The 21,074-nt window shown below is 59.3% G+C and carries 21 protein-coding genes and 1 pseudogene; 15 read left to right on the top strand and 7 right to left on the bottom strand.

The genetic code is table 11. From position 1 onward, the window contains the following. Positions 1-8 precede the first annotated feature (8 nt). Positions 9-1,001 (bottom strand): zinc transporter ZntB, encoded by a 993-nt coding sequence (zntB, locus tag AC1P02_RS07685; RefSeq protein ID WP_005315978.1) that lies wholly within the window; start codon positions 999-1,001, stop codon positions 9-11. A gap of 105 nt (positions 1,002-1,106) precedes the next feature. Between zntB and AC1P02_RS07680 the strand changes: the two genes are divergently transcribed. The 4 genes from AC1P02_RS07680 to AC1P02_RS07665 all read left to right on the top strand — a co-directional run bounded on the left by AC1P02_RS07680 (position 1,107) and on the right by AC1P02_RS07665 (position 3,145). Beyond that, positions 1,107-1,559: a YaiI/YqxD family protein gene (locus AC1P02_RS07680; RefSeq protein WP_005315979.1), complete on the top strand. Its 453-nt coding sequence runs from the start codon at positions 1,107-1,109 to the stop codon at positions 1,557-1,559. Between the two features lie 119 nt (positions 1,560-1,678). Next, positions 1,679-1,948, top strand: coding sequence for a PepSY domain-containing protein (locus AC1P02_RS07675; RefSeq protein ID WP_005315980.1), 270 nt, complete (start codon positions 1,679-1,681; stop codon positions 1,946-1,948). Positions 1,949-1,995: 47 nt separating this feature from the next. Next, positions 1,996-2,553, top strand: a complete 558-nt coding sequence (locus tag AC1P02_RS07670; protein WP_005315981.1) for a cytochrome b/b6 domain-containing protein — start codon at positions 1,996-1,998, stop codon at positions 2,551-2,553. A 91-nt stretch (positions 2,554-2,644) separates the two neighbouring features. Continuing rightward, positions 2,645-3,145 carry a metal-dependent hydrolase gene (locus AC1P02_RS07665; RefSeq protein WP_058394869.1) on the top strand — a complete coding sequence of 167 codons (501 nt, stop codon included), beginning with the start codon at positions 2,645-2,647 and terminating at the stop codon, positions 3,143-3,145. A gap of 109 nt (positions 3,146-3,254) precedes the next feature. Here the strand turns inward: AC1P02_RS07665 and AC1P02_RS07660 are convergent, their stop codons facing one another. Continuing rightward, positions 3,255-4,460, bottom strand: a complete 1,206-nt coding sequence (locus AC1P02_RS07660) for a NupC/NupG family nucleoside CNT transporter (protein WP_058394868.1) — start codon at positions 4,458-4,460, stop codon at positions 3,255-3,257. A gap of 563 nt (positions 4,461-5,023) precedes the next feature. On the opposite strand from AC1P02_RS07660, the gene dbpA reads away from it, so the two are divergent. The 3 genes and pseudogenes from dbpA to AC1P02_RS07645 all read left to right on the top strand — a co-directional run. Continuing rightward, positions 5,024-6,403 carry an ATP-dependent RNA helicase DbpA gene (dbpA, locus tag AC1P02_RS07655; protein ID WP_021140116.1) on the top strand — a complete coding sequence of 460 codons (1,380 nt, stop codon included), beginning with the start codon at positions 5,024-5,026 and terminating at the stop codon, positions 6,401-6,403. 114 nt (positions 6,404-6,517) lie between these two features. Then, on the top strand, positions 6,518-6,808 hold the full coding sequence (locus AC1P02_RS07650) for a YkgJ family cysteine cluster protein (RefSeq protein ID WP_005315990.1): 291 nt from the start codon (positions 6,518-6,520) through the stop codon (positions 6,806-6,808). Between the two features lie 39 nt (positions 6,809-6,847). After that, positions 6,848-6,949 (top strand): annotated as a pseudogene (locus AC1P02_RS07645) (YkgJ family cysteine cluster protein); the annotation flags it as partial. Between the two features lie 156 nt (positions 6,950-7,105). Here the strand turns inward: AC1P02_RS07645 and AC1P02_RS07640 are convergent. Then, positions 7,106-7,474, bottom strand: a complete 369-nt coding sequence (locus tag AC1P02_RS07640; RefSeq protein WP_276560422.1) for a hypothetical protein — start codon at positions 7,472-7,474, stop codon at positions 7,106-7,108. 302 nt (positions 7,475-7,776) lie between these two features. Between AC1P02_RS07640 and AC1P02_RS07635 the strand changes: the two genes are divergently transcribed. Then, entirely contained in the window at positions 7,777-9,201 is a 1,425-nt protein-coding gene (locus tag AC1P02_RS07635; protein WP_485184811.1) for a PepSY-associated TM helix domain-containing protein, read from the top strand. 83 nt (positions 9,202-9,284) lie between these two features. Here AC1P02_RS07635 and AC1P02_RS07630 read toward each other — a convergent pair whose 3' ends face one another. Both AC1P02_RS07630 and AC1P02_RS07625 read right to left on the bottom strand, forming a co-directional pair. Continuing rightward, a complete protein-coding gene (locus tag AC1P02_RS07630) occupies positions 9,285-9,503 on the bottom strand; it encodes a DUF6500 family protein (protein WP_005315999.1) in 219 nt (72 codons plus the stop codon). 108 nt (positions 9,504-9,611) lie between these two features. After that, positions 9,612-10,517 (bottom strand): 1,4-dihydroxy-2-naphthoate polyprenyltransferase, encoded by a 906-nt coding sequence (locus tag AC1P02_RS07625; protein WP_058394859.1) that lies wholly within the window; start codon positions 10,515-10,517, stop codon positions 9,612-9,614. A 208-nt stretch (positions 10,518-10,725) separates the two neighbouring features. Between AC1P02_RS07625 and AC1P02_RS07620 the strand changes: the two genes are divergently transcribed. From AC1P02_RS07620 to AC1P02_RS07590, 7 genes are all read left to right on the top strand, one after another. Further along, a complete protein-coding gene (locus AC1P02_RS07620; protein ID WP_485184808.1) occupies positions 10,726-12,081 on the top strand; it encodes an isochorismate synthase in 1,356 nt (451 codons plus the stop codon). A 36-nt stretch (positions 12,082-12,117) separates the two neighbouring features. Next, positions 12,118-13,836, top strand: coding sequence for a 2-succinyl-5-enolpyruvyl-6-hydroxy-3-cyclohexene-1-carboxylic-acid synthase (gene menD / locus AC1P02_RS07615; RefSeq protein ID WP_125597500.1), 1,719 nt, complete (start codon positions 12,118-12,120; stop codon positions 13,834-13,836). After that, on the top strand, positions 13,826-14,584 hold the full coding sequence (gene menH, locus AC1P02_RS07610) for a 2-succinyl-6-hydroxy-2,4-cyclohexadiene-1-carboxylate synthase (protein ID WP_125597497.1): 759 nt from the start codon (positions 13,826-13,828) through the stop codon (positions 14,582-14,584). Before menD ends, menH begins: the two co-directional genes overlap by 11 nt. Before the next feature lie 175 nt (positions 14,585-14,759). Next, on the top strand, positions 14,760-15,620 hold the full coding sequence (gene menB, locus AC1P02_RS07605; RefSeq protein WP_042868847.1) for a 1,4-dihydroxy-2-naphthoyl-CoA synthase: 861 nt from the start codon (positions 14,760-14,762) through the stop codon (positions 15,618-15,620). Further along, complete coding sequence (gene menC, locus AC1P02_RS07600) at positions 15,620-16,549, top strand: o-succinylbenzoate synthase (RefSeq protein WP_485184805.1); 930 nt, start codon at positions 15,620-15,622, stop codon at positions 16,547-16,549. The genes menB and menC overlap by 1 nt, the downstream gene beginning before the upstream one ends. Before the next feature lie 10 nt (positions 16,550-16,559). Further along, on the top strand, positions 16,560-17,966 hold the full coding sequence (locus AC1P02_RS07595; protein ID WP_485184803.1) for an AMP-binding protein: 1,407 nt from the start codon (positions 16,560-16,562) through the stop codon (positions 17,964-17,966). Positions 17,967-18,266: 300 nt separating this feature from the next. Then, positions 18,267-19,499: a winged helix-turn-helix domain-containing protein gene (locus AC1P02_RS07590; protein WP_087757089.1), complete on the top strand. Its 1,233-nt coding sequence runs from the start codon at positions 18,267-18,269 to the stop codon at positions 19,497-19,499. A 1-nt stretch (position 19,500) separates the two neighbouring features. Here the strand turns inward: AC1P02_RS07590 and AC1P02_RS07585 are convergent, their stop codons facing one another. Continuing rightward, the gene (locus AC1P02_RS07585) at positions 19,501-20,040 is read right to left on the bottom strand and encodes a fimbrial protein (RefSeq protein ID WP_485184801.1); all 540 of its coding nucleotides are present in this window, start codon (positions 20,038-20,040) and stop codon (positions 19,501-19,503) included. An 8-nt stretch (positions 20,041-20,048) separates the two neighbouring features. Continuing rightward, positions 20,049-21,074, bottom strand: coding sequence for a fimbrial protein (locus tag AC1P02_RS07580; RefSeq protein WP_485184799.1), 1,026 nt, complete (start codon positions 21,072-21,074; stop codon positions 20,049-20,051).

The following is a 21,074-nucleotide window of genomic DNA, read 5'->3' as shown; positions in this document are numbered from 1 at the left end:
ATTGCTCCTTACCACCAGCGTCTGTGTTTGAGCCAGACCGCCAGCCCGGTGGCCAGCGCCACCAAGGATCCGCAGAAGACCCAGAATGCGGTCGGGCTCTCGGCCCCCGGAATGCCGCCCAGGTTGATGCCAAACAGACCGGTCAGGAAACTGGCGGGCAAGAACAGCAGCGCCATCACCGACATCTGGTAGGCGCGGCGGTTGGTCGCCTCCGCCATCAGGTTGTTGATCTCGTCCGCCAGCACACCGGTGCGGGCCACGCCGGCATCGAGATCATCGAGCCAGCGGCGCAGACGGTCAGCGATGTCGAGCAGGCGGCGGCGGTCATCTTCGTCCAGCCAGCTGATCTTCTCGTTGGCCAGACGCGCCACCAGATCCCGCTGGGGAGAGAGGTAGCGGCGGATCATGATGAGTTGCTTGCGGATCCGCGCCAGTCGGCCGTTGGCGGGCAGGTCGCGGGCCAGCACATGCTCCTCCAGCTCCAGGATCTGATCATGCAGCTCTTCCACAAACTCCCCCGCCCTGTCGGTCAGGGCATCACACACCTCCACCAGCCAGTCGGCCGGGGTATCGGCACCACCGCCCTGCGTCAGCTGGTTGAACACGTCCTGCTCGGAGAGCAGCGGACGACGACGGCTGCTGATGATGAGATCCGGTGTGATGAAGATACGCAGCGCCACCATCTCTTCCGGCCTGTGATCCTTGTTGTGATTGATGCCGCGCAGGATCAGCAGCACAGTCTCTCCCATCCGCACCAGCTTGGGCCTGTTGCTCTGGCCGAGCAGGGACTCCTTGGCAGCATCATTGAGCAAGGGGGTTTGCAGCAGCCAGCGGGCCGCCTCCGGATTACCGTAATCCAGATGCAGCCAGCCAGGGCTCTTCCCCGGGATCTCGCTCCCCGCCGCCAGTGGCTGCATGCCACCCTTGCCATCCAGGGTCAGGGCATAAATCACATCACTGGGTACCCGATCCATCTGCTCGTCCTTTTCATTCAGTCTCATCGGGCCAGCTTACACTAAAGCCCGGCCTGACTCAGCCCCGGGGCAGCCACTCCTCACCAGCCGTGCTAAGATGCGACCCTCGTTTCAGACACAGGAAACCATGCCATGCCCATCTGGGTTGATGCCGATGCCTGCCCCCTCCCGGTCAAGGAGATCCTTTACCGCGCCGCCCACCGCGCCCAGGTCGTCACCACCCTGGTGGCCAATCAGGGACTGCGGGTTCCGCCCTCCCCCTACATCAAAACCCAGCAGGTAGAAAAGGGGTTCGATGTGGCAGATCATGTCATTGCCCAGCAAGTCATACCGGGGGATCTGGTGATCACCGGCGACATTCCCCTCGCTTCCTGGGTCATAGATGCCGGTGGCGAGGCGCTCAATCCCCGTGGCGAGATCTACACCCGCGAGACCATACAGGCCCGTCTCGGCATGCGTAATTTCATGGAAGAGCTGCGCTCGGCCGGGGTGCAGACAGGCGGCCCGGCCCCCTTCAACGCGGCCGACAAGCAGCGCTTCGCCAACGCCCTCGACAAGTGGCTGCTCAAGGGCAAGCTGAGCTGATCCCGCCTCCCCGGCTTGCGGCCGGGGATATTCATGCCTATCCCCTTTTGCTTAATTTTTCCTTAAGTCTGACGCCCTAACCTTGCGGCTGTTCATCCCCCACCCGCAAGGAACCCGCAATGAAACTGACACCACTGTTGTTACTGCTCCCCCTGTTTAGCGCCACTGTACTGGCCGGCCCCCAGTGTACCCAGACCGACAAGACGCAATGGCTGAGCGAAGCCGAGGCCCAGCAGCAGATCAAGGCCATGGGCTACGACATCAAGAAGTTCAAGGTGACCAAGACCCACTGCTACGAGATCTACGGTTGGGACAAGGACAAGCGCAAGGTCGAGATCTACTTCGACCCGACCGACCTGAAGAAAGTGAAAGAAGAGATCGACCAGTAGCGCAACCATGGGCCGGTCCGTCGCGGCCTATTTGATGGAGTCTTGCCATGACAACCTCGTCTGAAGTGAAGGTCTGGGATCCCCTCATCAGAGGGTTTCACTGGGCGACCGTGATCCTCTGTCTGCTCAACTTCTTCGTACTGGAAGAGGGCAGCAGGAACCACAGGTATGTCGGCTATGGGTTGGCTGCCCTGCTGCTGATCCGGCTGCTGTGGGGTCTGGTGGGCTCTTACTACGCCCGTTTCGGCCAATGGTGGCCGACCCCCACCCGCGTCCGTGACTACCTGCGCCAGCTGGCCCGGGGTCGTCACCCCTACTATCTGGGTCACAACCCGCTCGGGGCCCTGATGATCTGGGTACTGTTGCTGTCACTGGTCGGCACCATAGCCACCGGCTGGCTCACCACCTGGGATGCATTCTGGGGGGAAGAGTGGATGGAAGAGGCCCATGAGGTCGTCGCCAATACCCTGCTGGCCATCATAGCCGTGCACGCCGCCGTGGTGATCCTGACCGACCTCCTCACCCGCAGCGATCTGCTGCGTGCCATGGTGGTAGGGAAAAAACGGGTGCCCGCCGATGCCAGAGTGGAAGATCCGCGCAGTTAATGACCGGGCCGGCCCACCGGCCCCGGTTTTTTGCTGCAATGGCCTGCGACACTGGTAAGATGCGCCGCCATTTCTCCACGCCGTAACCACCATGACCGCCCAAGGGCATCTGCTGTTTTCCGTTACCTGCACCCTGCTCGCCCACAAACTCCAGCTCACGCCAGCCCTGTCGGATGCCAGCCTGTGGCAGACCATACCGGCGGCGCTGGCCAGCGCCCTGCTGCCGGATCTCGACCACCCCAAGTCCGTGCTGGGGCAGCGGCTGCCCTGGATCTCGAAACCGCTCTCGCGACTGTTTGGTCATCGCGGCTTCACTCACAGCCTGCTGGCGGTCGCCGCAGCCGTGTGGGGACTGGATCAGAGCCTGGCGCCCGACCTGCTGCCCGCCGGGATCAAGGATGCGCTCATTATCGGCTACCTCAGCCACCTGCTGGGGGACTGGCTCACGCCGGCGGGTATTCCGCTCTTTTGGCCCATCAAACGCCGCTACCGGCTGCCAGGCTGGCCCCTCAAGAGTGGTGGCGCCATCGAAACCGGCTTTTGTACTCTCACCCTGCTGGCGGCCGGCTGGTGGAGCCACTGGCTCGGCTGAACCGGCCCAGGCACGGCATGTCTGCGAAGGTGGGGACGCATTTGCCCACCCCCGAAAAAAACAAACCCCTGCCAAGGCAGGGGTTTGTCGTGGTGATGGCGAGGTGTGACTAGATCATCACACCGGCAATCACGGCGGAGAGCAGGCTCACCAGAGTAGAACCGTACACCAGCTTCAGACCGAAGCGGGAGACCATGTTGCCCTTCTCTTCGTTCAGTGCCTTCACAGCACCGGCGATGATACCGATGGAGCTGAAGTTGGCGAACGACACCATGAAGATGGAGAGGATGCCGACGGTACGCGGGGAGAGCTCGGCAGCAATCTTGCCCAGATCCATCATGGCCACGAATTCGTTGGTCACCAGCTTGGTCGCCATGATGGAGCCGGCTTGCAGGGCCTCACCACTGGGGATACCCAGGATCCAGGCGATTGGGTAGAAGATGTAACCCATGACGTACTGGAAGTTGACGCCAAACGCCACTTCAAACAGGTAGTTGACCAGGGCGATCAGGGCGATGAAGCCGACCAGCATGGCACCCACTATCACGGCCACGGTGAAACCGGCCATGATGTACTCGCCCAGCATCTCGAAGAAGTTCTCTTTCTTCGGTGTGTGGTGCTCGTCCCCTTCGGCGATGGCTTTCAGATCGGTGACCGAGTTATCCGGCTCGTACGGGTTGATCAGCGACAGCACGATGAAGGTACTGAACATGTTGAGCACCAGCGCGGCCACCACGTAGCGCGGCTCGATCAACTGCATGTAGGCGCCGACGATGGACATGGAAACGGTGGACATGGCGGTCGCCGCCAGGGTGTACATCTGCTTTTCATTCAGGTGCGGCAGTGTGTTCTTGAGCGCGATGAAGTTCTCGGACTGGCCGACGATCATGGAGCTGATGGCGTTGAAGGATTCCAGCTTGCCCATGCCGTTCACCTTGGCCAGCACTGTCCCTATGCCACGGATGACGATGGGCAGCAGACGGATGTACTGCAGAATGCCGATCAGTACAGAGATGAAGACGATGGGCATCAGTACCATCAGGAAGAAGGAGAAGGCCCCTTCGTTGACCAGACCACCGAATACAAAATCGGTCCCCTGTTTGGCAAACTCCATCAGCTTGGTGAAGCCGGCGGCAAAGCCACCCACCACGGCCAGGCCCACTTCGGAGTTCAGCATGAACCAGGCCAGCGCCAGTTCGACCACCAGCAGTTGGCCAATATAACGCAATTTGATCTGTTTCCAGTTGTGGCGGTTGGCCAGCAAAGCGAGAGCAAGGACCATGACGAGTCCGAGTATAAAGTGAACGTATTCCATACCTGTAGCACCTGAGTGAATTGTTATATTTGATGGGCGCCATCATAGACATATGCATATTTAAAAATCAGATAGCCATCACAATCTGCGGTAAAAATATGCATGTTGGATAATACAAACGTTTTTAAATTAATTAAACGTATCAGCAGGTAATTAAATACGACAATAAAAAAATTAAATAGCTATAAAACAATCACTTAAATATAAATCACTCAACTTTAAAAGCTGACACTCACATCATCATCACATCTATTTAAATTCACCAACATCTAATTCATGTCATCAGGATAAATTGAAGATATAAATACTGAATCAAAACAAGGCGACAAACGTTTACCTTGCCTTCGATTAATTAGTCAGAAACCATCTCCATACACTTTGACCATGCCTGGCATTCTGTTTTGCCACACCAAGCAGGAGAAGCTCCTCTTTTCCCTTCACACTCCTTGCTGCCCGCCTTTGCTCATGCGTTCAAAAATCCGCCACATCCGGTGCCGCATTCTGGTACAATGCGCGCCCTTAGCGCTGTGCGCACCCCGTATTCTCCGAAATAGAGTCCTTTTGTGAACAACACCGAATTTAGCAGCCTCAATCTCTCCCCCGCCCTGCAAGAGAACCTCACCAGCCTGGGTTATCTGCAGATGACCCCGATCCAGGCCCAGAGCCTGCCCCTGGTGCTCGACGGCAAAGACCTGATCGCCAAGGCAAAAACCGGCAGCGGCAAGACAGCGGCCTTCGCCCTCGGCCTGCTCGCCAAGCTCAACGTCAACCGCCTCGAAGTGCAGGCGCTGGTGCTCTGCCCGACCCGCGAGCTGGCGGATCAGGTAGCGCAGGAGATACGTCGTCTGGCCCGCGCCCTGCCCAACGTCAAGCTGGTCACCCTGTGCGGCGGTACCCAGACAGCCCCCCAGTCTGCCACCCTGAGCTTTGGTGCCCACATCGCCGTCGGTACCCCGGGTCGCATTCTCAAACACCTGGAGCAGGGCACTCTCGAACTCTCCGGCCTCAAAACGCTGGTGCTGGATGAAGCGGATCGCATGCTGGACATGGGTTTTGGCGAAGAGATCAACCGGGTCATCAGCTATGCACCCGAGCAGCGCCAGACCCTGCTCTTCTCCGCCACCTATCCGGAGGGGATCGCCCAGATGAGCCGCGGTGTGCAGCGCAATCCGGTCGAGGTCAGCGTGGAGTCCCTGCACGAAGGGAGCGCCATCGAACAGAAGCTGTATGAAGTCCCGGCCGGTCAGCGCCTCGACGCCCTCACCTGGCTGCTGAGCCACTATCAACCGGCCTCCTGCGTGGTGTTCTGCAACACCAAGCGGGCCTGCAACGACGTGGCCGATCATCTGGCCGCCAAGGGCTTCTCGGCGCTGGCACTGAACGGCGATCTGGAACAGCGGGAGCGGGATCAGGTGCTGGTGCGCTTTGCCAATGGCAGCGCCACCATTCTGGTGGCCACCGACGTGGCCGCCCGTGGGCTCGACATCAAGGAGCTGGGCGCCGTCATCAACTACGAGCTGACCTATGATCCGGAAGTGCACGTGCACCGCATCGGTCGTACCGGTCGCGCCGGCCAGCAGGGTCTGGCCCTGAGCCTCTACCAGCCGAACGAGGCCCAGCGCGTCAACCTCATCGAAGAGTACCAGCAGGCCCCCATGCCGCAGGGCGATCTGGCCGAGATTGGTCGCGAGATCAAGCCGATTGCGCCGCAGATGGTGACCCTCTCCATCGATGCAGGCCGCAAGACCAAGGTGCGCGCCGGTGACATTCTGGGCGCCCTGACCGGTGAAGGCGGCATTGCCGGTGCCGATGTAGGCAAGATCCAGATCTCCGAACAGTACTCCTACGTGGCGGTAAAGCGCAGCGTAGGAAGCGCCGCCCTCAAGCGGTTGCAGGAAGGCAAGATCAAGGGCCGTACCTACCGCGCCCGCAAACTGGGTTAACGACGCAGCCTGGCAGCTCATCTGCCGGGCTCAATCTTGACCACGACTCGGGCGCCTTTGCAGGCGCCTGTTTTTTATCGCACATGTGCCATTCCCATGGCATGGACAACACAGATGAACAGAGAACCCCAAGCCGAAGTCAGCTGCCAGAACTGCGAAGCCTGCTGCTGCCGCCTCGAAGTCATGCTGTTTACCGATACCGGCGTACCGGATCGCTACGTGGACGAGATAGAGGGACAGGTGCCCGTGATGCACCGGCTGGAAGATGGTTGGTGTGCGGCGCTCGATCGCAATACCATGATGTGCCGTATCTACGAAGTTCGCCCGCTTATCTGCCGCGAATTCGAGATGGGCGAGCCCGACTGCGTCGACGAGCGGGATAAATGGTTTATCAATCTGAGTTGACCAAGGGATAGCAAGCGGCGCTGGACCGCACTCTCAACGATGTGCCGCTTCTACGAAGTACGCCCGCTTATCTGCCGTGAATTCGAGATGGGCGAACCCGACTGCGTCGACGAGCGGGATAAATGGTTTATCTCAAGGGATAGCAAGCGGCGCTGGACCGCACTCTCAACAATGTGCCGCTTCTACGAAGTTCGCCCGCTTATCTGCCGCGAATTCGAGATGGGCGAGCCCGACTGCGTCGACGAGCGGGATAAATGGTTTATCAACCTGAGCTAGTCACGATACGAAGGTACTGACCTAGGCCTGTTTCGCGGCCAGCTGCTGCTTAAGCCACTGAAGCGCCTCCTCGGTCTGCCCGAAGTAGCGAACCTCCTGAAATGGCAGGTCGTGGAATATCTGATCCGCCAGGTATTGCTTGAAGCTCCCCGCCAGCACCACAGCCAGAAAGGCGCAGCCGTTGGCGGCGCACCAGCCGAACTGGCGACGAAAACGGGCCAGTACCTCGGGCCCTGCTGCCTCAAATTCGGTTGCTACCTCGACAATGCCCCAGGGCGCATCACGCAACTGGGCGAACTGCTGGCTGAAGGCTGACTCATAGGCCATGGCCCCCATCAGATTGAAGGGACCACTCGGCTGACAGATCAGCACCTGTCCCTGCCGCTGCATCTTGAAATGACCGTGTGCTTGTAACGTCACGTCCGCCTCCTTCCATGGATTTTCACTGTGCCAGCACAGCCGGATGTTGCAACAAGGTAAGGATTTATCTACAAAAAGTCCATGCTACATCCAGCGCCCTGACGCCGACTGCGCCACCTTTTGACTCCCCGAGCCTGACGCTGACGCTCTGTATCACTCCCAGAGCGAACCCATCATGTTCTGTTGCAGTTAACAAAACGTTGCTGTTATCATCCGCGCCGCCACAAACATTCCACCAGCAGAAACGTTGGTCATTAGCGCAAGGATCAGAGATGAAAAACAGGGCCTCGAGCCATTACCAGCGGATCTGGCGCTGGCACTTCTACGCCGGCCTCTTCGTTGCCCCCTTCCTGATCCTGCTCTCACTGACAGGGATCGTTTATCTGTTCAAACCCCAGCTCGACAATTTGCTCTATCCCGAGCTGATGAAAGTACCCCCCGCCGCCCACATCCTGAGCGCCGATCAACTGCCGGGCAAGCCCCTTGGCGCCGATGCCCTGTGGGCCAAGGCACGGGCCACCATGCCGGACGCCAACCTGAGCAAATACCTGCCACCGGCCGCGCCGGATACCAGCGCCCAGTTTATCGTCACGCAACAAGGCAATGAGCTCACCCTGTTTATGGATCCTGCCAGTGGCACCCTGCTCGGCACCATGGACAACAAGTGGAACTTGCAGGCGGTGGCCCGCGCCCTGCATGCCGACCTGCTGCTCGGCACCACAGGGGATCGGCTGATCGAGCTGGCCGCCGGCTGGGGCATAGTGCTGCTTGTCAGCGGCCTCTATCTCTGGTGGCCGCGCAAGGGCCCGGGTGTCGGCGGTATCCTGTGGCCACGGCTGAACCAGCGCGGGCGCCTCTGGTGGCGCGATCTGCACGCCGTGGTCGGCTTCTGGGGCGCGGGCTTCCTGCTGTTGCTGCTGCTGAGCGGCATGACCTGGACCGGATTCTGGGGCGCTCAATTCGCCGACCTCTGGAACCGCTTCCCCGCCGCCATGTGGAACGAGGTACCCAAGTCGGCTCCCCTGGCGCGCAGCCTCAACCATGCCCATCAACAGACAGTCCCCTGGGCGGTCGAGAACACCCCCATCCCCAGCTCGGCCGAGCCCAAGGCCCACGACCACAGCGCCATGGGTCACGGCGGCGAGCACGACGGCATGGTGATGGCGGAGCACCGCATCCCGCTGCAACAGGTGGTGGAGATCGCAACCGCGCGCCAGGTCACGCCGGGCTACAGCATCACACCACCGGTCGGTGAGAGCGGCGTCTACACCATAGCCCTGTTCGCCGACGATCCGCGCAACGATGCCACCTTGCATATCGATCAGTACAGCGGCAAGGTACTGGCCGACGTGCGCTGGCAGGATTACGGCCCGGTCGCCAAGACGGTGGAAACTGGCGTCATGTTGCACATGGGCAAACTCTACGGCTGGCCCCATCAGCTCGCCATGCTGGTCATCTGTCTGATGGTGCTGCTGAGCTCGGTGAGCGGCCTCTGGATCTGGTGGAGCCGCCGCCCGCAGGGTCGTCTCGCCGCCCCGCCGCTGCCTGCCAAATTGCCCCCCATGCGCGGTGCCATCGCCCTGCTGATCCTGCTCGGTATCGCCTTCCCGCTGGTGGGCGCCTCCATGCTGGTCATCTGGCTGCTGGACAGCCTCTTCTTCTCCCGCCGGGCCCCCAGATTGGCCCAAGCCAGCTGAGTGTCACTCACCCGAACGACGGGGTGACAAAGCCATATGCAAGCAGGGCTCCTTCTTGGAGCCCTGCTTGTTTCATCCCTGTCCTACTTGCTCCCCTCGACCAGCTGGAGGATCTTTCTGGCCTTCTCGAAATGGTCGAGTCTGTGAGTCTGGATCCACCAGGTCGCCGCCTCCATCAGCAAGTCGGGGTCGTCATTTCTGTTGGCGAAAAACGCATAAAAAGAGAGCCCGACCGTCTCCCCCTTCTGCGCTATTTTCTGGCGGCAAACCTGGATGATTTTCTGTTTGAGTGACTCGCGCATAAGGCGTTCTCCTGTCTGACTGGTAACGTGCCAACGAGTCGCGTCAGCACACAAAAAGGGCTCCCGCATCGGGAGCCCTTTTCACATAAAAAACAAGCAAGCATCCCATCAGGAGAGCGCCAACCCGATGGAGAGCAGCAGGCTGAACAGGAAGGCGCTGATGGCGGTCTTCTTGAGGGCACCGGTCAGCACCTCGCCATCGTAGCTTTCACGCAGGGTGCGCGCAGCATCGGTGAGGGGCTTCATGGCAGGCAGGAAGATCCAGGGCCAGAAACTGGCGGGCTGGGTCAGCAGGAAGGCGATGGTGCTGACCAGCGCCGCCCCCAGCAACAGCCAGTGGTAGGCGATGGCACGGTTGCGACCCAGCCGCACCGCCAGGGTGATCTTGCCGCTGACCGCATCCGTCTCTATATCCCGCACATTGTTGATGTTGAGCACGGCGGTCGCCAGCAGGCCGCAGGCAGTGGCCGGCAGCAGCAGATCCCACGCCAGTGTCTTGGTAAACAGATAGTAGGAGCCGAGTACCCCCAGCAGACCGAAGAAGAGGAACACCGAGATATCCCCGAACCCGCGATAGCCGTAAGGGGTCTTGCCCACCGTGTAGGTGATGGCCGCGACTATGGCTGCGCCACCCAGCACCACGAAAGTGAGGATCTGCAGCCACTGATCGCCAAAGGCGCAACCCAGCAGAGAGAGGCCGCTCACCACGGCAGCCAGGGCGGTCAGCCCCATGGCCACGCACATCTGCTTTTGGGTGATGAGACCCGAGACCACGGCGCGCTGGGGGCCAATCCGCTCGCCATTGTCCGCACCGGATACCGCATCCCCGTAATCGTTGGCCAGATTGGAGAGGATCTGCAGCAGTATGGCGGTCAGCAGGGAGAGCGCCATTATGGTGCCATCGAAGGCCCCACGACTGGCCGCCAGCCCCGAGCCCAGCAAAATGGAGGAGCACGCGAGCGGCAAGGTTCGCAAACGCGCCGCCAGCAACCAGATAGAGAAGGTATTTGTCATATTGTGATGGCCAAACAATCAGATATTGATCGTGTTAAGGGTTATCGAACTGGATTTCGGTATACTTGGCGCCTCGGGAGGTAAGCTCCCCGGGCGATTTACATGGACGAATGGGCAGATAATATATAGGAATAATCGCTCCTTTGGCATAAACCAACGGCATCCTTCTGCAGGATTGACCGTCACTATCGGCTCATAGACGAAATCCATGTTGGCTCAGACCCATATCAAGCAACAACTGGACGCCCTGCGTCACAGCAACGCCAGCGGCTTCGTCCGGCTGCGCGTAGCGATCGAGGTCGGCTCCTTTCTGGGCTGGCTCGCGGCGCAGACTCTCTATCCCCGCATCTATTGGCATGCCAGAGGACACGACAAGCCCGAGTATGTGGCGCTGGGCTGTATCCGCGAACTGACCCGTCCGCAAGACATACAGCGAGTCTGTGAGCACGCCAACCAGCCCCACGATGACAGCCCGCGCTACTACGGCGGACTGGCGTTCGATCCCGCTCAGCCCGGTTGGCAGGGATTCGGCCCCTGCCGCTTCGTGCTGCCCCGCATCGAGCTGGTGCGCCGGGGCGAGTGTGTCAGCCTTTGCCTCAACCTCTGGCTACCGGAGCAGCAAGGGGCGGCCGAGTTCGATGCCGAAATGCTGGCCGCCGAAAGAGCGCTTGATGCCCTGCTGCCGGAAGCGCCGCTTTCCCCCTTGCTGCGGCGCGACTGGCAACGCCAGGATTGCCCTGCCCAGCCGCACTGGCAGCAACTGGTGGAACGGGTCACAGCCCCCGATTTTCAGGCGCACACTCCCAAGGTAGTGCTGTCGCGGGAGAGCCGTCTTACCCTGAATGACGCAAGGGCTGATGCCACACATGATGCCGGCAATGCCGTCTCCCCCTGGGCCCTGCTGGCACAGTGGGCACAGCATGCCCAGGACTGCTTCCACTTCGGCTTTCAGTTTTCCCCCGAGCAGAGCTTCATCGCCTGCTCCCCCGAGCGGCTCTACCGCCGGGAACAGGATCATCTCTTCACCGAGGCACTGGCAGGCACCATACGCCGCTCCGGCGACGAAGCGACCGATGCGGCCCTGGCCGCGGAGCTGCTGGCCGACAGCAAGAACCGGCTGGAGAACAGGCTGGTGCATACCGACATCCTCAGTCGACTGGCCCCGCTCACCACGGGCGCCAGCCTGACCGAGCCGCGCATTCTGAAACTGCGGCTGTTGCAACACCTCAAGTGCGATATAGAGGCCGAACTCAAGCCTGGTGTGTATGACTGGCAACTGCTGGACGCCCTGCACCCGACCCCAGCAGTGGGCGGCGCCCCGCGCGAAGCCGCTCTGGCCTTCATCCGCGAGTTCGAGCCCCATGATCGCGGCTGGTATGCCGGTGCCTGCGGCATGCTGAGCCGGGAGACCTCGGAGTTCTCCGTCGCCATCCGCAGCGCCCGCGTCACGGCGCAGACCATCACACTCTATGCCGGGGCTGGCATAGTGGCGGGATCAGAACCCGCCGCCGAGTGGGCCGAACTCGACAACAAGATCGCCAACGTGCTCTCCCTGCTGGGATAGCGTTTTCTCATCGACCCCTCATTCAGCGAGAGCCTCATGTTTGCCAGTCAACATGCCACCTTCAATCACGTCTGGTCTTCCCTCTTGCTGGAAGAGCTCTATCGCCTCGGCGTGCGAGACATAGCGCTGGCCTCGGGCTCACGTTCGGCACCGCTCACCATGGCCGCGGCCGCCCATGCCGGCTTTCGCCGCCACCTCCATTTTGACGAGCGGGGCCTGGGGTTTATGGCGCTGGGGCTGGCCAAGGGCAGCGGTCGACCGGTGGCGGTGATCATGACCTCGGGCACGGCGGTCGCCAACCTTTGGCCCGCCGTGGCAGAGGCGCAACTCACAGGCGTGCCGCTGATTATCCTCTCGGCCGATCGGCCACCCGAGCTTATCGACAACGGCGCCAACCAGGCGATCGATCAGCAGGGGATCTTCGGTCGCTACCCCGTCTATCAGCAGAACCTGCCGAGCCCCACCCCGACCATACCCGCGGCCTTCGTGCTGAGCTCGGTGGATCAGGCGCTGGCCCAGCAGGCGCTGACTCCCGGACCTGTCCATTTCAACTGCATGTACCCCGAGCCCCTCTATCCCGGTGATGAGTACCTGGATTTTTCCGGCTATCTGGCCCCCCTCGGCGACTGGCTGCATTCAAGCGAGCCCTGGAGCCCCTGGCAGCAGAATGAGCAGATCTGTCCCCGCCAGCCCGATTGGGCAGCCTTGCAGGGCAAACGCGGCATCATAGTCGCGGGACGCATTCAGGATCCCGCCCAGGCGCAGGTGGTGGCCGAGCTGGCCGAGCGCCTCGGCTGGCCGCTGCTGGCGGATCTGCAGAGCCAGATCCGCTTCGATGCCCGCAACCTCATCCACATGGATCTCGCCCTGCAAAACAGCTGCTTCGTGGCCGAGCTGGCCCGCGCCGAAGTGCTGCTGCAATTCGGTGCCCGCCTCATCTCCAAGCGGCTCGGCCAGTTCATCAAGCAGCACCCCTGGCAGGATTACTGGCTGGTGGACCCGCAGCCGGCGCGACTCGATCCCGATTACCGGCTGCGCCGCCGTCTGGTGTGCGAGCCCGCAGCCTTCGCCGCAACCCACAAAGTGAGCACTCGCCACCTGCCCTGGCACCGGCTGGCGGAGCGCCAGCAGAGCGCCACCCGCCAGATCCGCAGCGCCTGCGATCGCTTCTCAGAGCTCGGCGTCTGTCATCGGCTGGGCAACCTGATTCAAGGCCAGTTGTTTGTCGGCAACAGCATGCCGGCCCGGCTGATGGACATGCTCGGCGAAGCGGGCAAGGGGCCGAGCCGGGTGATGACCAACCGTGGTGCCTCCGGCATCGATGGCCTCATCGCCACCGCCTATGGTTTTGCCCAGTCGAGCGAGCAGCCAACGACCCTGTTGATTGGCGATCTCAGCGCCCTGCACGATCTCAACAGTCTGGCCCTGCTCGGCAAATCGAGCCGGCCGCTGGTGGTGATCCTGCTCAACAACGACGGCGGCAGCATCTTTCGCATGTTGCCGGTGCCCACCGGCGAGCGGCTGCTGGAGACCTACTACTGCCTGCCCCACGGCCTGCACTTCGAGCACGCCGCCGCCATGTTCGGCCTCCATTATCGGGCACCAACCACGCTGGCTGAATTCGAGCAGGCCTACACCGCCGCGCTGAAAAAACCGGCGCTGGAAAAGAAAGTAACCCTGATTGAAATCAAGGTACCGAGCAGCGAAGTCGCCGAGGATCTCAAGGCACTGGGGGCGGCTATTCGTGGCCTCTAACCCGAACAGCCAGGAACTGCCTCTGGTACTGCTGCACGGTCTGCTCGGCGATGGCCGCGACTGGCAGCCAGTGATCGAAGCCTTGCCTGGAATAGATTGCCACGCGCTGGATCTGCCGGGCCACGGCAGCCATCAAGGGGTGAGTGTGACCGGCTTCGAGCAGGCTCATCAGTGGCTCTGTGATGCGCTAAAAGCACTCGGCATCGAGCAGTACCGACTGGCCGGCTATTCGCTGGGCGGGCGGCTCGCCCTCTATCACGCCAGCCAATCCCCTGCCGGATTGCAGGCCCTGCTGCTGGAAAATTGCCATCCCGGCCTGCCGCTGGCCGAGCGGGCCGCTCGCATCGAACACGACGAGTGCTGGGCCCGGCGCTTCGAGCGCGAACCGCTGACAGAAGTGCTGGCCGACTGGTATCAACAGGGAGTCTTTGCCGATCTCGACGAGGCCGCTCGCGCCCGCCAGATAGCCGGACGCCTTGGCAATCAGGGCCTGGCCGTCGCGACCATGCTGCGCGCCACCTCGCTGGGCCAGCAGCCGGATCTCGCGCCCTGGCTCGTCAGCACCCGGTTGCCGGTGACCTGGATCTCCGGCAGCCGGGATCACAAATTCCATCAGCTGGCTTGCCAGTTAGTAAAGCAGGGCTGCAATATCAATCACTTGACCCTGGATGGCGGCCACAATCTGCACACCAGCCAGCCCGAGCGCTTTGCCTCGTGCCTGCGCGACTGGATTGCGAGTACGCCATAAAACGGCATGACACCCTTTACCCGAGCCGGCGTCGCGGGCTTATCACCAACAAGAAAAAGAGAGTGCACATGATTGATGCAATGACGGAAGCGGGACTGTATACCCTCGTCCAGCATGACGATATTGCTCAACTCTATTGTTCAACTCTGCTCTACCAGATCAGAAGGAAAAAACCATGATTGAGGCAATGACGGAAGCGGAACTGTACGCACCTGTCGAGTGGCGCGATTGCTCCGCCGGTTACGAGGACATCCTCTATCACAAGTCCGGCGATGGTATTGCCAAGATCACCATCAATCGCCCTCAGGTACGCAACGCCTTCCGCCCCCGCACCGTCAAAGAGATGCTGCAGGCGCTGGCCGATGCACGCTATGACGATCATATCGGCACCATCATACTCACCGGCTTCGGCGAGAAGGCGTTCTGCGCCGGTGGCGATCAGAAGATCCGTGGCGACTACGGTGGATACCAGGACGACGAAGGCACTCACCACCTCAACGTGCTCGACTTCCAGCGTGACATCCGCACCTGCCCGAAACCCGTGGTCGCCATGGTGGCCGGTTACGCCGTCGGTGGCGGCCACGTGCTGCACATGATGTGCGATCTCACCATTGCCGCAGACAACGCCCAGTTCGGCCAGACAGGTCCGAAAGTCGGCTCCTTCGACGGCGGCTGGGGCGCCTCCTATATGGCCCGCATCGTCGGCCAGAAGAAGGCCCGCGAGATCTGGTTCCTGTGTCGCATGTACGATGCCCAGCAAGCGCTCGACATGGGGCTGGTCAACACAGTCGTGCCTTTGGCCGAGCTGGAGCGCGAAACCGTGCGCTGGTGCCGCGAGATGCTGCAAAACAGCCCTATGGCGCTGCGCTGCCTGAAAGCGGCCCTCAACGCCGACTGCGATGGCCAGGCCGGCTTGCAGGAGCTGGCGGGGAATGCCACCATGCTGTTCTACATGACCGAAGAGGGTCAGGAAGGGCGTAACGCGTTCAACGAAAAACGTCGTCCCGACTTCTCCAAATACAAGCGGAATCCCTGATGAAACTCGCTCTCTATCGCTACCAACTGCCTTTTACCCAGCCCCTGACCTTTCACGGCAAGGTGGAGGTGGCGCGAGAGGGCCTGCTGGTTCGCGTTGACAAGGGCTGGGGGGAGATAGCCCCCCTGCCCGGTTTCTCCAAAGAGACCCTGGCCGAAGCGCAAGCCGAAGCGCTCGCTTGTCTGGAGCAACTGGCTCAGGGACAGCCCATCTCGCCCCTACTGCCTTCGGTGCAATTTGGGTTCGATTGCGCGCGCCGGATCTGGCCTGAACAGGCCGCCACCCTGCCCGCACCCTATCCCCTTATTCAAGGCTCCCCCCAGGAGCTGCTCAAACACTGGAAGGACTGGCTGCACCAGACCCCCAGCAAGGCCAAGCTGAAAGTGGCCCGTTACCCCATGCGCGACGAGCTGGCGCTGATCCGCCTGCTGTGCGATCGCATCCCCACTCTCAAGCTGGTGCTGGACGCCAACCAGGGCTGGACCCGTGAGGAGGCCTGGGCCTTCTGCGGTCACCTGGACCCAAACCGGATCGAATATCTGGAAGACCCTTGCGCCAACTTTGACGACATCGCCTTCGTGGCAAACCGCACCGGCATGCCGGTCGCCATCGACGAGCTGTTGGCACAAGGCAAACCCTGGGAGCCCATCCCGCAGCTGAGAGCCCTGGTGCTCAAACCCATGTTGCTCGGCTCTCTGGCCAACAGTGAAGCCCTGGTGGCCCGCGCCCGCGAGCTGCGCCTGAAAGTGATCGTCTCCTCCTGTTTCGAGTCCGGTGTCGGCCTCGACCAGCTCGCCCGTCTCGCGGGTGAATGGGCGCCGGATCAGGCACCGGGCCTGGACACCAAACGCTGGCTGGCAAGCGACCTGCTGGATACCCAGGGCAACCCTGACCTGAGTCTGCTGGAGCCCCTGTTTCACCGTGACTGAAGGGGCCTGCATGCTGCCGACATCTGACCATCACTCCCATTTAGAACCATGCCCGGTGCGCCACTGGGCACAAGCCGCGCCCCACCGGATCGCCATCCACACAGCAAGCCCCCTCAACTACCAGCAGCTGGATGCAAGGCTCAACAGCCTGTGCCTGCAACTGGAGGGGGCCGGCTTGAAAAGCGGCGACCGGCTGGCTGCCGTGGTGCGCGGCGCCCTGCCAGACGTCTTGCTGGCCTGGGCCTGCGTGCGCAGCGGCATCATTTTCTGCCCGCTCAACCCCGCCTTTCCACTGACCAGACAGGCCGCACTGGCACAGCAGCTGGACGTGGCCGCCTTTTGGTCGGCCGACGAAATTCCGGTGGGAAGTGGGTGCCCACTGCGGCTGGACTTCAGCACAGACGTGGCGGCTACCGAGCAGCCCTGGCCACTCGCGCCTGCCCAGTTGAACAACATGATCCTCACCTCCGGCTCCAGCGGTACACCGAAAGCCGTGGTACATCGTCTCGCCAACCACTTGGCCTCGGCGCGAGGCTCAGCCTCCCTGATCCCGCTGGATGAGGAGTCCGGCTGGTTGCTCTCCCTGCCGCTATTTCACGTCGGCGGCTACGCCATCCTGTTCCGGGTCTTTCTGGCAGGGGCCAGCCTGGTGCTGGACGAACGCAGTCAGCCCCTCAAGGCGCGCCTCGAATGCCAGCCCATCACTCACTTGTCGCTGGTACCGACCCAGCTCTGGCGGCTGATGGCTGAGGGTTTTGACCCCGCTCGCACCCGCTTGCGCGAGCTGTTGCTCGGCGGCGCCGCCATCCCGCAGCCGCTGGTTGCTCGCCTCGCGGCCATGGGCTTCACCCCCAAGTCGAGTTACGGCCTCTCCGAAATGGGAAGCCAGGTCTGTACCGGCCTGCCGACCACTGCGGGCCTGGTCGGCAGGCCGCTGCCGGGGCGCGAAGTCTGCATTCAACAAGGGGAAATTTGCGTACGCGGTGACACCCTGTTTGCCGGTTATTTCAAGGAGGGCGTACTGGAGCGGCCGCTCGACGAGGCTGGCTGGTTTCACACCCGCGACAAGGGGCATGTCACCGCCGACGGTGAGCTGGTAGTGGAGGGGCGGCTCGACAATCTGTTTATCTCGGGGGGCGAGAATATCCAGCCCGAAACCATAGAGCAGCGGCTGGTGGATCACCCTGCCGTGGCGCAGGCACTGGTGGTGCCCATATCGAGTGAGGAGTGGGGGCAAAGACCCGCCGCCTTCATCGACTGGCATGGCGAACCTGTGCCCTATCCGGAGCTGGCCGCCTGGATCAGGCAGACATTACCCGGCTTCATGGTGCCGGACCTCTGGCAACCCTGGCCGGACATGGGCGGGGCGCTCAAACCACAGCGAAAGCTGTATCAGCAGTCAATCTTCAAGCAATAAACCGCCATACGACAAGATCTGGCACAACAGATCCATCCGATCAGCACCGTATTCAACAAAACTCCTGAACGAGGCCAAAAACATACTCAGGCTGCAAGCTAAGTGAGAACGATTACATAAACGGCCATCTTTTTGAGTGTTTTTTGAACCAAATTAATAACCTGTAGTACCATACCCGCTGCCAGGCACCTCAATGGAAACCTAAATAATTGATAATTAAAGATATTGTAGTTTTTTCATTATTTGAACAACTGCCACATGATGGTAAAATGCACTCCTTGGCGGTAAGACGAGTCACACATGAGTAACAAAAATTATAAAATTGCAGAGGATATTATTTTCTCCGCTGCAATATTCAAGCTCTCAAAGGGAGAAAGAGACATCAAGCTCAGCAACAAGGAAGCAGAGCTACTCGAAATGCTGTGTGATGAGGCAGGCAGTGTCATTGCCAGAGGCAAGCTGCAGGAGACCTTGTGGCCAAATCAGGACAATACCGATACCAACCTTAACCGTCAGATCCTCTCTCTGCGCAGAAAACTGGAATCCATTGGTTTACTGGATGCAATCGATACTATACCGAGAGTCGGTTATATCTTCTGTGCACCGGTTGAGATCAGCGGAGAAGAAGAGGAAACGGTAGCTACTGATAACATAGTGCCAACGCCTGCAAGCATGCCACAACCAAGACGACAATATAGCCGTAGACGATATGACCGCTATTTCAGTCCAAAACGCATCATGCTGTTTGCATTGATCATGGTATCTATTACCTCATTGGTGATATTCATTTACCATTATGCCAATGCCAATACCCTGAGAACGATCAATCTCAGCCATGTTTCTCTCTATATGACCAGTGAGACAGAGCATGCGTTGAAATTGAACATTGCGACTCTGACTCCGCTTGCTCAGCGCATCCCTCATTATGAAGATGAACATGTTTCCATTCTCATCGGAAAGGAAGCTATCAGCTACTTTTCCATTGACAATAAAAACAAACTTCTTTCAGAAAATATTTTCCTGTTGAGAGCGGGCCACCCTGTCATGGAAGAGGTGCAATGTGTCGTAGCAACGATGGCGCTGCAGGGAGAGAATGTTTCCCACAATTATTATAACAATCCGCATACCGTTGTCAGATACCATAGCAGCTGCCTGGCGCCAGAGAACTGGGTAGAAATAACCAGAAAAAGCAAGATGATTGTCACCATGAACAGAGAGATTGTGGTGGCGACAGTGATTGCAACCGATCATAAGGGACAGACACTGTTCAATCTGGATTCCGTCGGGGATGTAGAGCGTGATGATGATGATATTGCGGTCGAAATAAAGAATACTATTGTCAACTTCATTGACCAGAAAGCACTCATCAATAATAGCATGGTCGCCACTCTGGTTGCAGCCTTGACGCCACCAAAACAGAAGGCGCTGTTCATCCAACTGCCGGGTGGAATATATTTATCCAGCTATATGGGGGGCGTTCTCTCCTGGCCCAGCAGAGAAAACTTGAAGGTCATCCAGCGCAATGACCCTTGAGTTATTCATAGGCGACAATGAAATTGGCCACGGCGGTATAATCGCCAGGTTTGATATTCCTTGCGGCGATGGCATCCGGGTGGCCTTCAACCCGAGCGAAAAAATTCAGCTCGTTCTCTGTTGAATTGCCCAGCACATAGCCACGGGAAGGGGTACCCAAATCCAGCGGGGATTGAGTGGCGTCATACAACCGGATACCCGCCCCCTTGGCAGAACCTGCGGAAAAAGCCAGAGCACCGCTCATCTGCTGATCTGCCGAACCGCTGAAGGTCACCTTGGCCATGCGGAAAATACCTGGCTTGCAGTTGGTCAGGCGGATAACAAAAGGCACCTGGGCCCCGGCACCGGCTGAATAGAGTTCCCTGACGTCAACTACCCCCATGTCGACCGACTGATCGGCTGACTCGGGTGATACCAGGCATGGCTGGTCAATAATCCTGCCATGCAGGTTGAGCGCGCCGCCAAGGAGTTCAAGGTCGTCAGCCGCAGCACTGACCCATAAAGGGATAATTAGCAATCCGAAATAGACTAAGCGCAACATACCCCCTCCTACTGAAATGAAGCAACGATCGTACCGGTCGCATAGAAATCACCAGCGTCGACTTCAACACCGGCAGGACTTACAGGCGCCGCAATAAAACCCCAGTCACCGATATTTCCCTGCATGGAAACTGGATACCAGTCATTCAGGTTGAGAGGCGCTCCATCCAGTTGCTTGAATTTTATACCCAGATTATTAATGGCATTTCCACCCTGATAGCCATCTCGAGTGGTTCTCAAATAATTTGAGTTAAAAGAAACCGGCTTGCCAGAAATCGCCAAATTTATTTTCATTGATGCATCTTTATCAAACACCCCGCCGCTACAAACAAAGCTTAGCGGAACTGTTTTTTCATAATTATTGCCATCCAAACCGACCCCAGGCAGATCACCAAATTCAACTTCTATTGACTGCCCGCCATTAATAGTACATTTTTCTGGTACATAAAGCACAGAAGACTTGATGACTATTCTTGACATGACGTCATTATTGAAGCCAACATCGGTTTTACCCAATCGACCAAACATCTCGACTATCTCATGGTCAGCAATTTGCACACCATTGATAATTGGCTTGCGAACGCGGAAGGTCACTTTTCCCTTGCTGCCACTTCTAAAACCAAATTGTGCAGAGCCATTTCTCTTGTAGCAAGTGAACCTACCCTGATTGGATTCTTCATTAAAGGGAGCCGTTACATATGCCTGACGACTACCTTCAATCCAGATATCAACCTTGAGATCCAGAAATTCATTCAACTTGACGAATCCACCGCCAACGCTAGGTAACCCTGCACTCATGACTGCTTTGTAATAGATTGGTTGATTGATAATGTCTTGGGCGGGACAGAATGCCGTACCAGGGTAAGTACCATTCAAATCCCACTTGAATTCTTTCGTTGCATTGACCTGGTTGGCTATATCTTCCTTTGTCAGTTCAATGTCATAGGTTTTTGTGGTTGCCCTAACCTCACCATTAATGGCCATCGCTGGCATGGACAAAAATATGACACCAAGTACGCCTGCACGAAATATCAT

Source organism: Aeromonas sp. TS_SC_11 (genome assembly GCF_057318915.1).
The sequence above is the reverse complement of the archived record's forward strand: the minus strand, read 5'-3'. Positions and strand labels throughout refer to the sequence as shown.

Coding starts and splice junctions, on each gene's coding strand:
- zntB (WP_005315978.1), bottom strand. CDS start 1,001: ATGAGACTGAATGAAAAGGACGAGCAGATGGATCGGGTACCCAGTGAT.
- AC1P02_RS07620 (WP_485184808.1), top strand. CDS start 10,726: ATGTTGGCTCAGACCCATATCAAGCAACAACTGGACGCCCTGCGTCAC.
- AC1P02_RS07595 (WP_485184803.1), top strand. CDS start 16,560: ATGCTGCCGACATCTGACCATCACTCCCATTTAGAACCATGCCCGGTG.
- AC1P02_RS07675 (WP_005315980.1), top strand. CDS start 1,679: ATGAAACTGACACCACTGTTGTTACTGCTCCCCCTGTTTAGCGCCACT.
- AC1P02_RS07670 (WP_005315981.1), top strand. CDS start 1,996: ATGACAACCTCGTCTGAAGTGAAGGTCTGGGATCCCCTCATCAGAGGG.
- menB (WP_042868847.1), top strand. CDS start 14,760: ATGATTGAGGCAATGACGGAAGCGGAACTGTACGCACCTGTCGAGTGG.
- AC1P02_RS07635 (WP_485184811.1), top strand. CDS start 7,777: ATGAAAAACAGGGCCTCGAGCCATTACCAGCGGATCTGGCGCTGGCAC.
- AC1P02_RS07640 (WP_276560422.1), bottom strand. CDS start 7,474: ATGCAGCGGCAGGGACAGGTGCTGATCTGTCAGCCGAGTGGTCCCTTC.
- AC1P02_RS07580 (WP_485184799.1), bottom strand. CDS start 21,074: ATGATATTTCGTGCAGGCGTACTTGGTGTCATATTTTTGTCCATGCCA.
- AC1P02_RS07665 (WP_058394869.1), top strand. CDS start 2,645: ATGACCGCCCAAGGGCATCTGCTGTTTTCCGTTACCTGCACCCTGCTC.
- AC1P02_RS07630 (WP_005315999.1), bottom strand. CDS start 9,503: ATGCGCGAGTCACTCAAACAGAAAATCATCCAGGTTTGCCGCCAGAAA.
- AC1P02_RS07660 (WP_058394868.1), bottom strand. CDS start 4,460: ATGGAATACGTTCACTTTATACTCGGACTCGTCATGGTCCTTGCTCTC.
- AC1P02_RS07590 (WP_087757089.1), top strand. CDS start 18,267: ATGAGTAACAAAAATTATAAAATTGCAGAGGATATTATTTTCTCCGCT.
- AC1P02_RS07680 (WP_005315979.1), top strand. CDS start 1,107: ATGCCCATCTGGGTTGATGCCGATGCCTGCCCCCTCCCGGTCAAGGAG.
- menC (WP_485184805.1), top strand. CDS start 15,620: ATGAAACTCGCTCTCTATCGCTACCAACTGCCTTTTACCCAGCCCCTG.
- AC1P02_RS07625 (WP_058394859.1), bottom strand. CDS start 10,517: ATGACAAATACCTTCTCTATCTGGTTGCTGGCGGCGCGTTTGCGAACC.
- menD (WP_125597500.1), top strand. CDS start 12,118: ATGTTTGCCAGTCAACATGCCACCTTCAATCACGTCTGGTCTTCCCTC.
- AC1P02_RS07650 (WP_005315990.1), top strand. CDS start 6,518: ATGAACAGAGAACCCCAAGCCGAAGTCAGCTGCCAGAACTGCGAAGCC.
- AC1P02_RS07585 (WP_485184801.1), bottom strand. CDS start 20,040: ATGTTGCGCTTAGTCTATTTCGGATTGCTAATTATCCCTTTATGGGTC.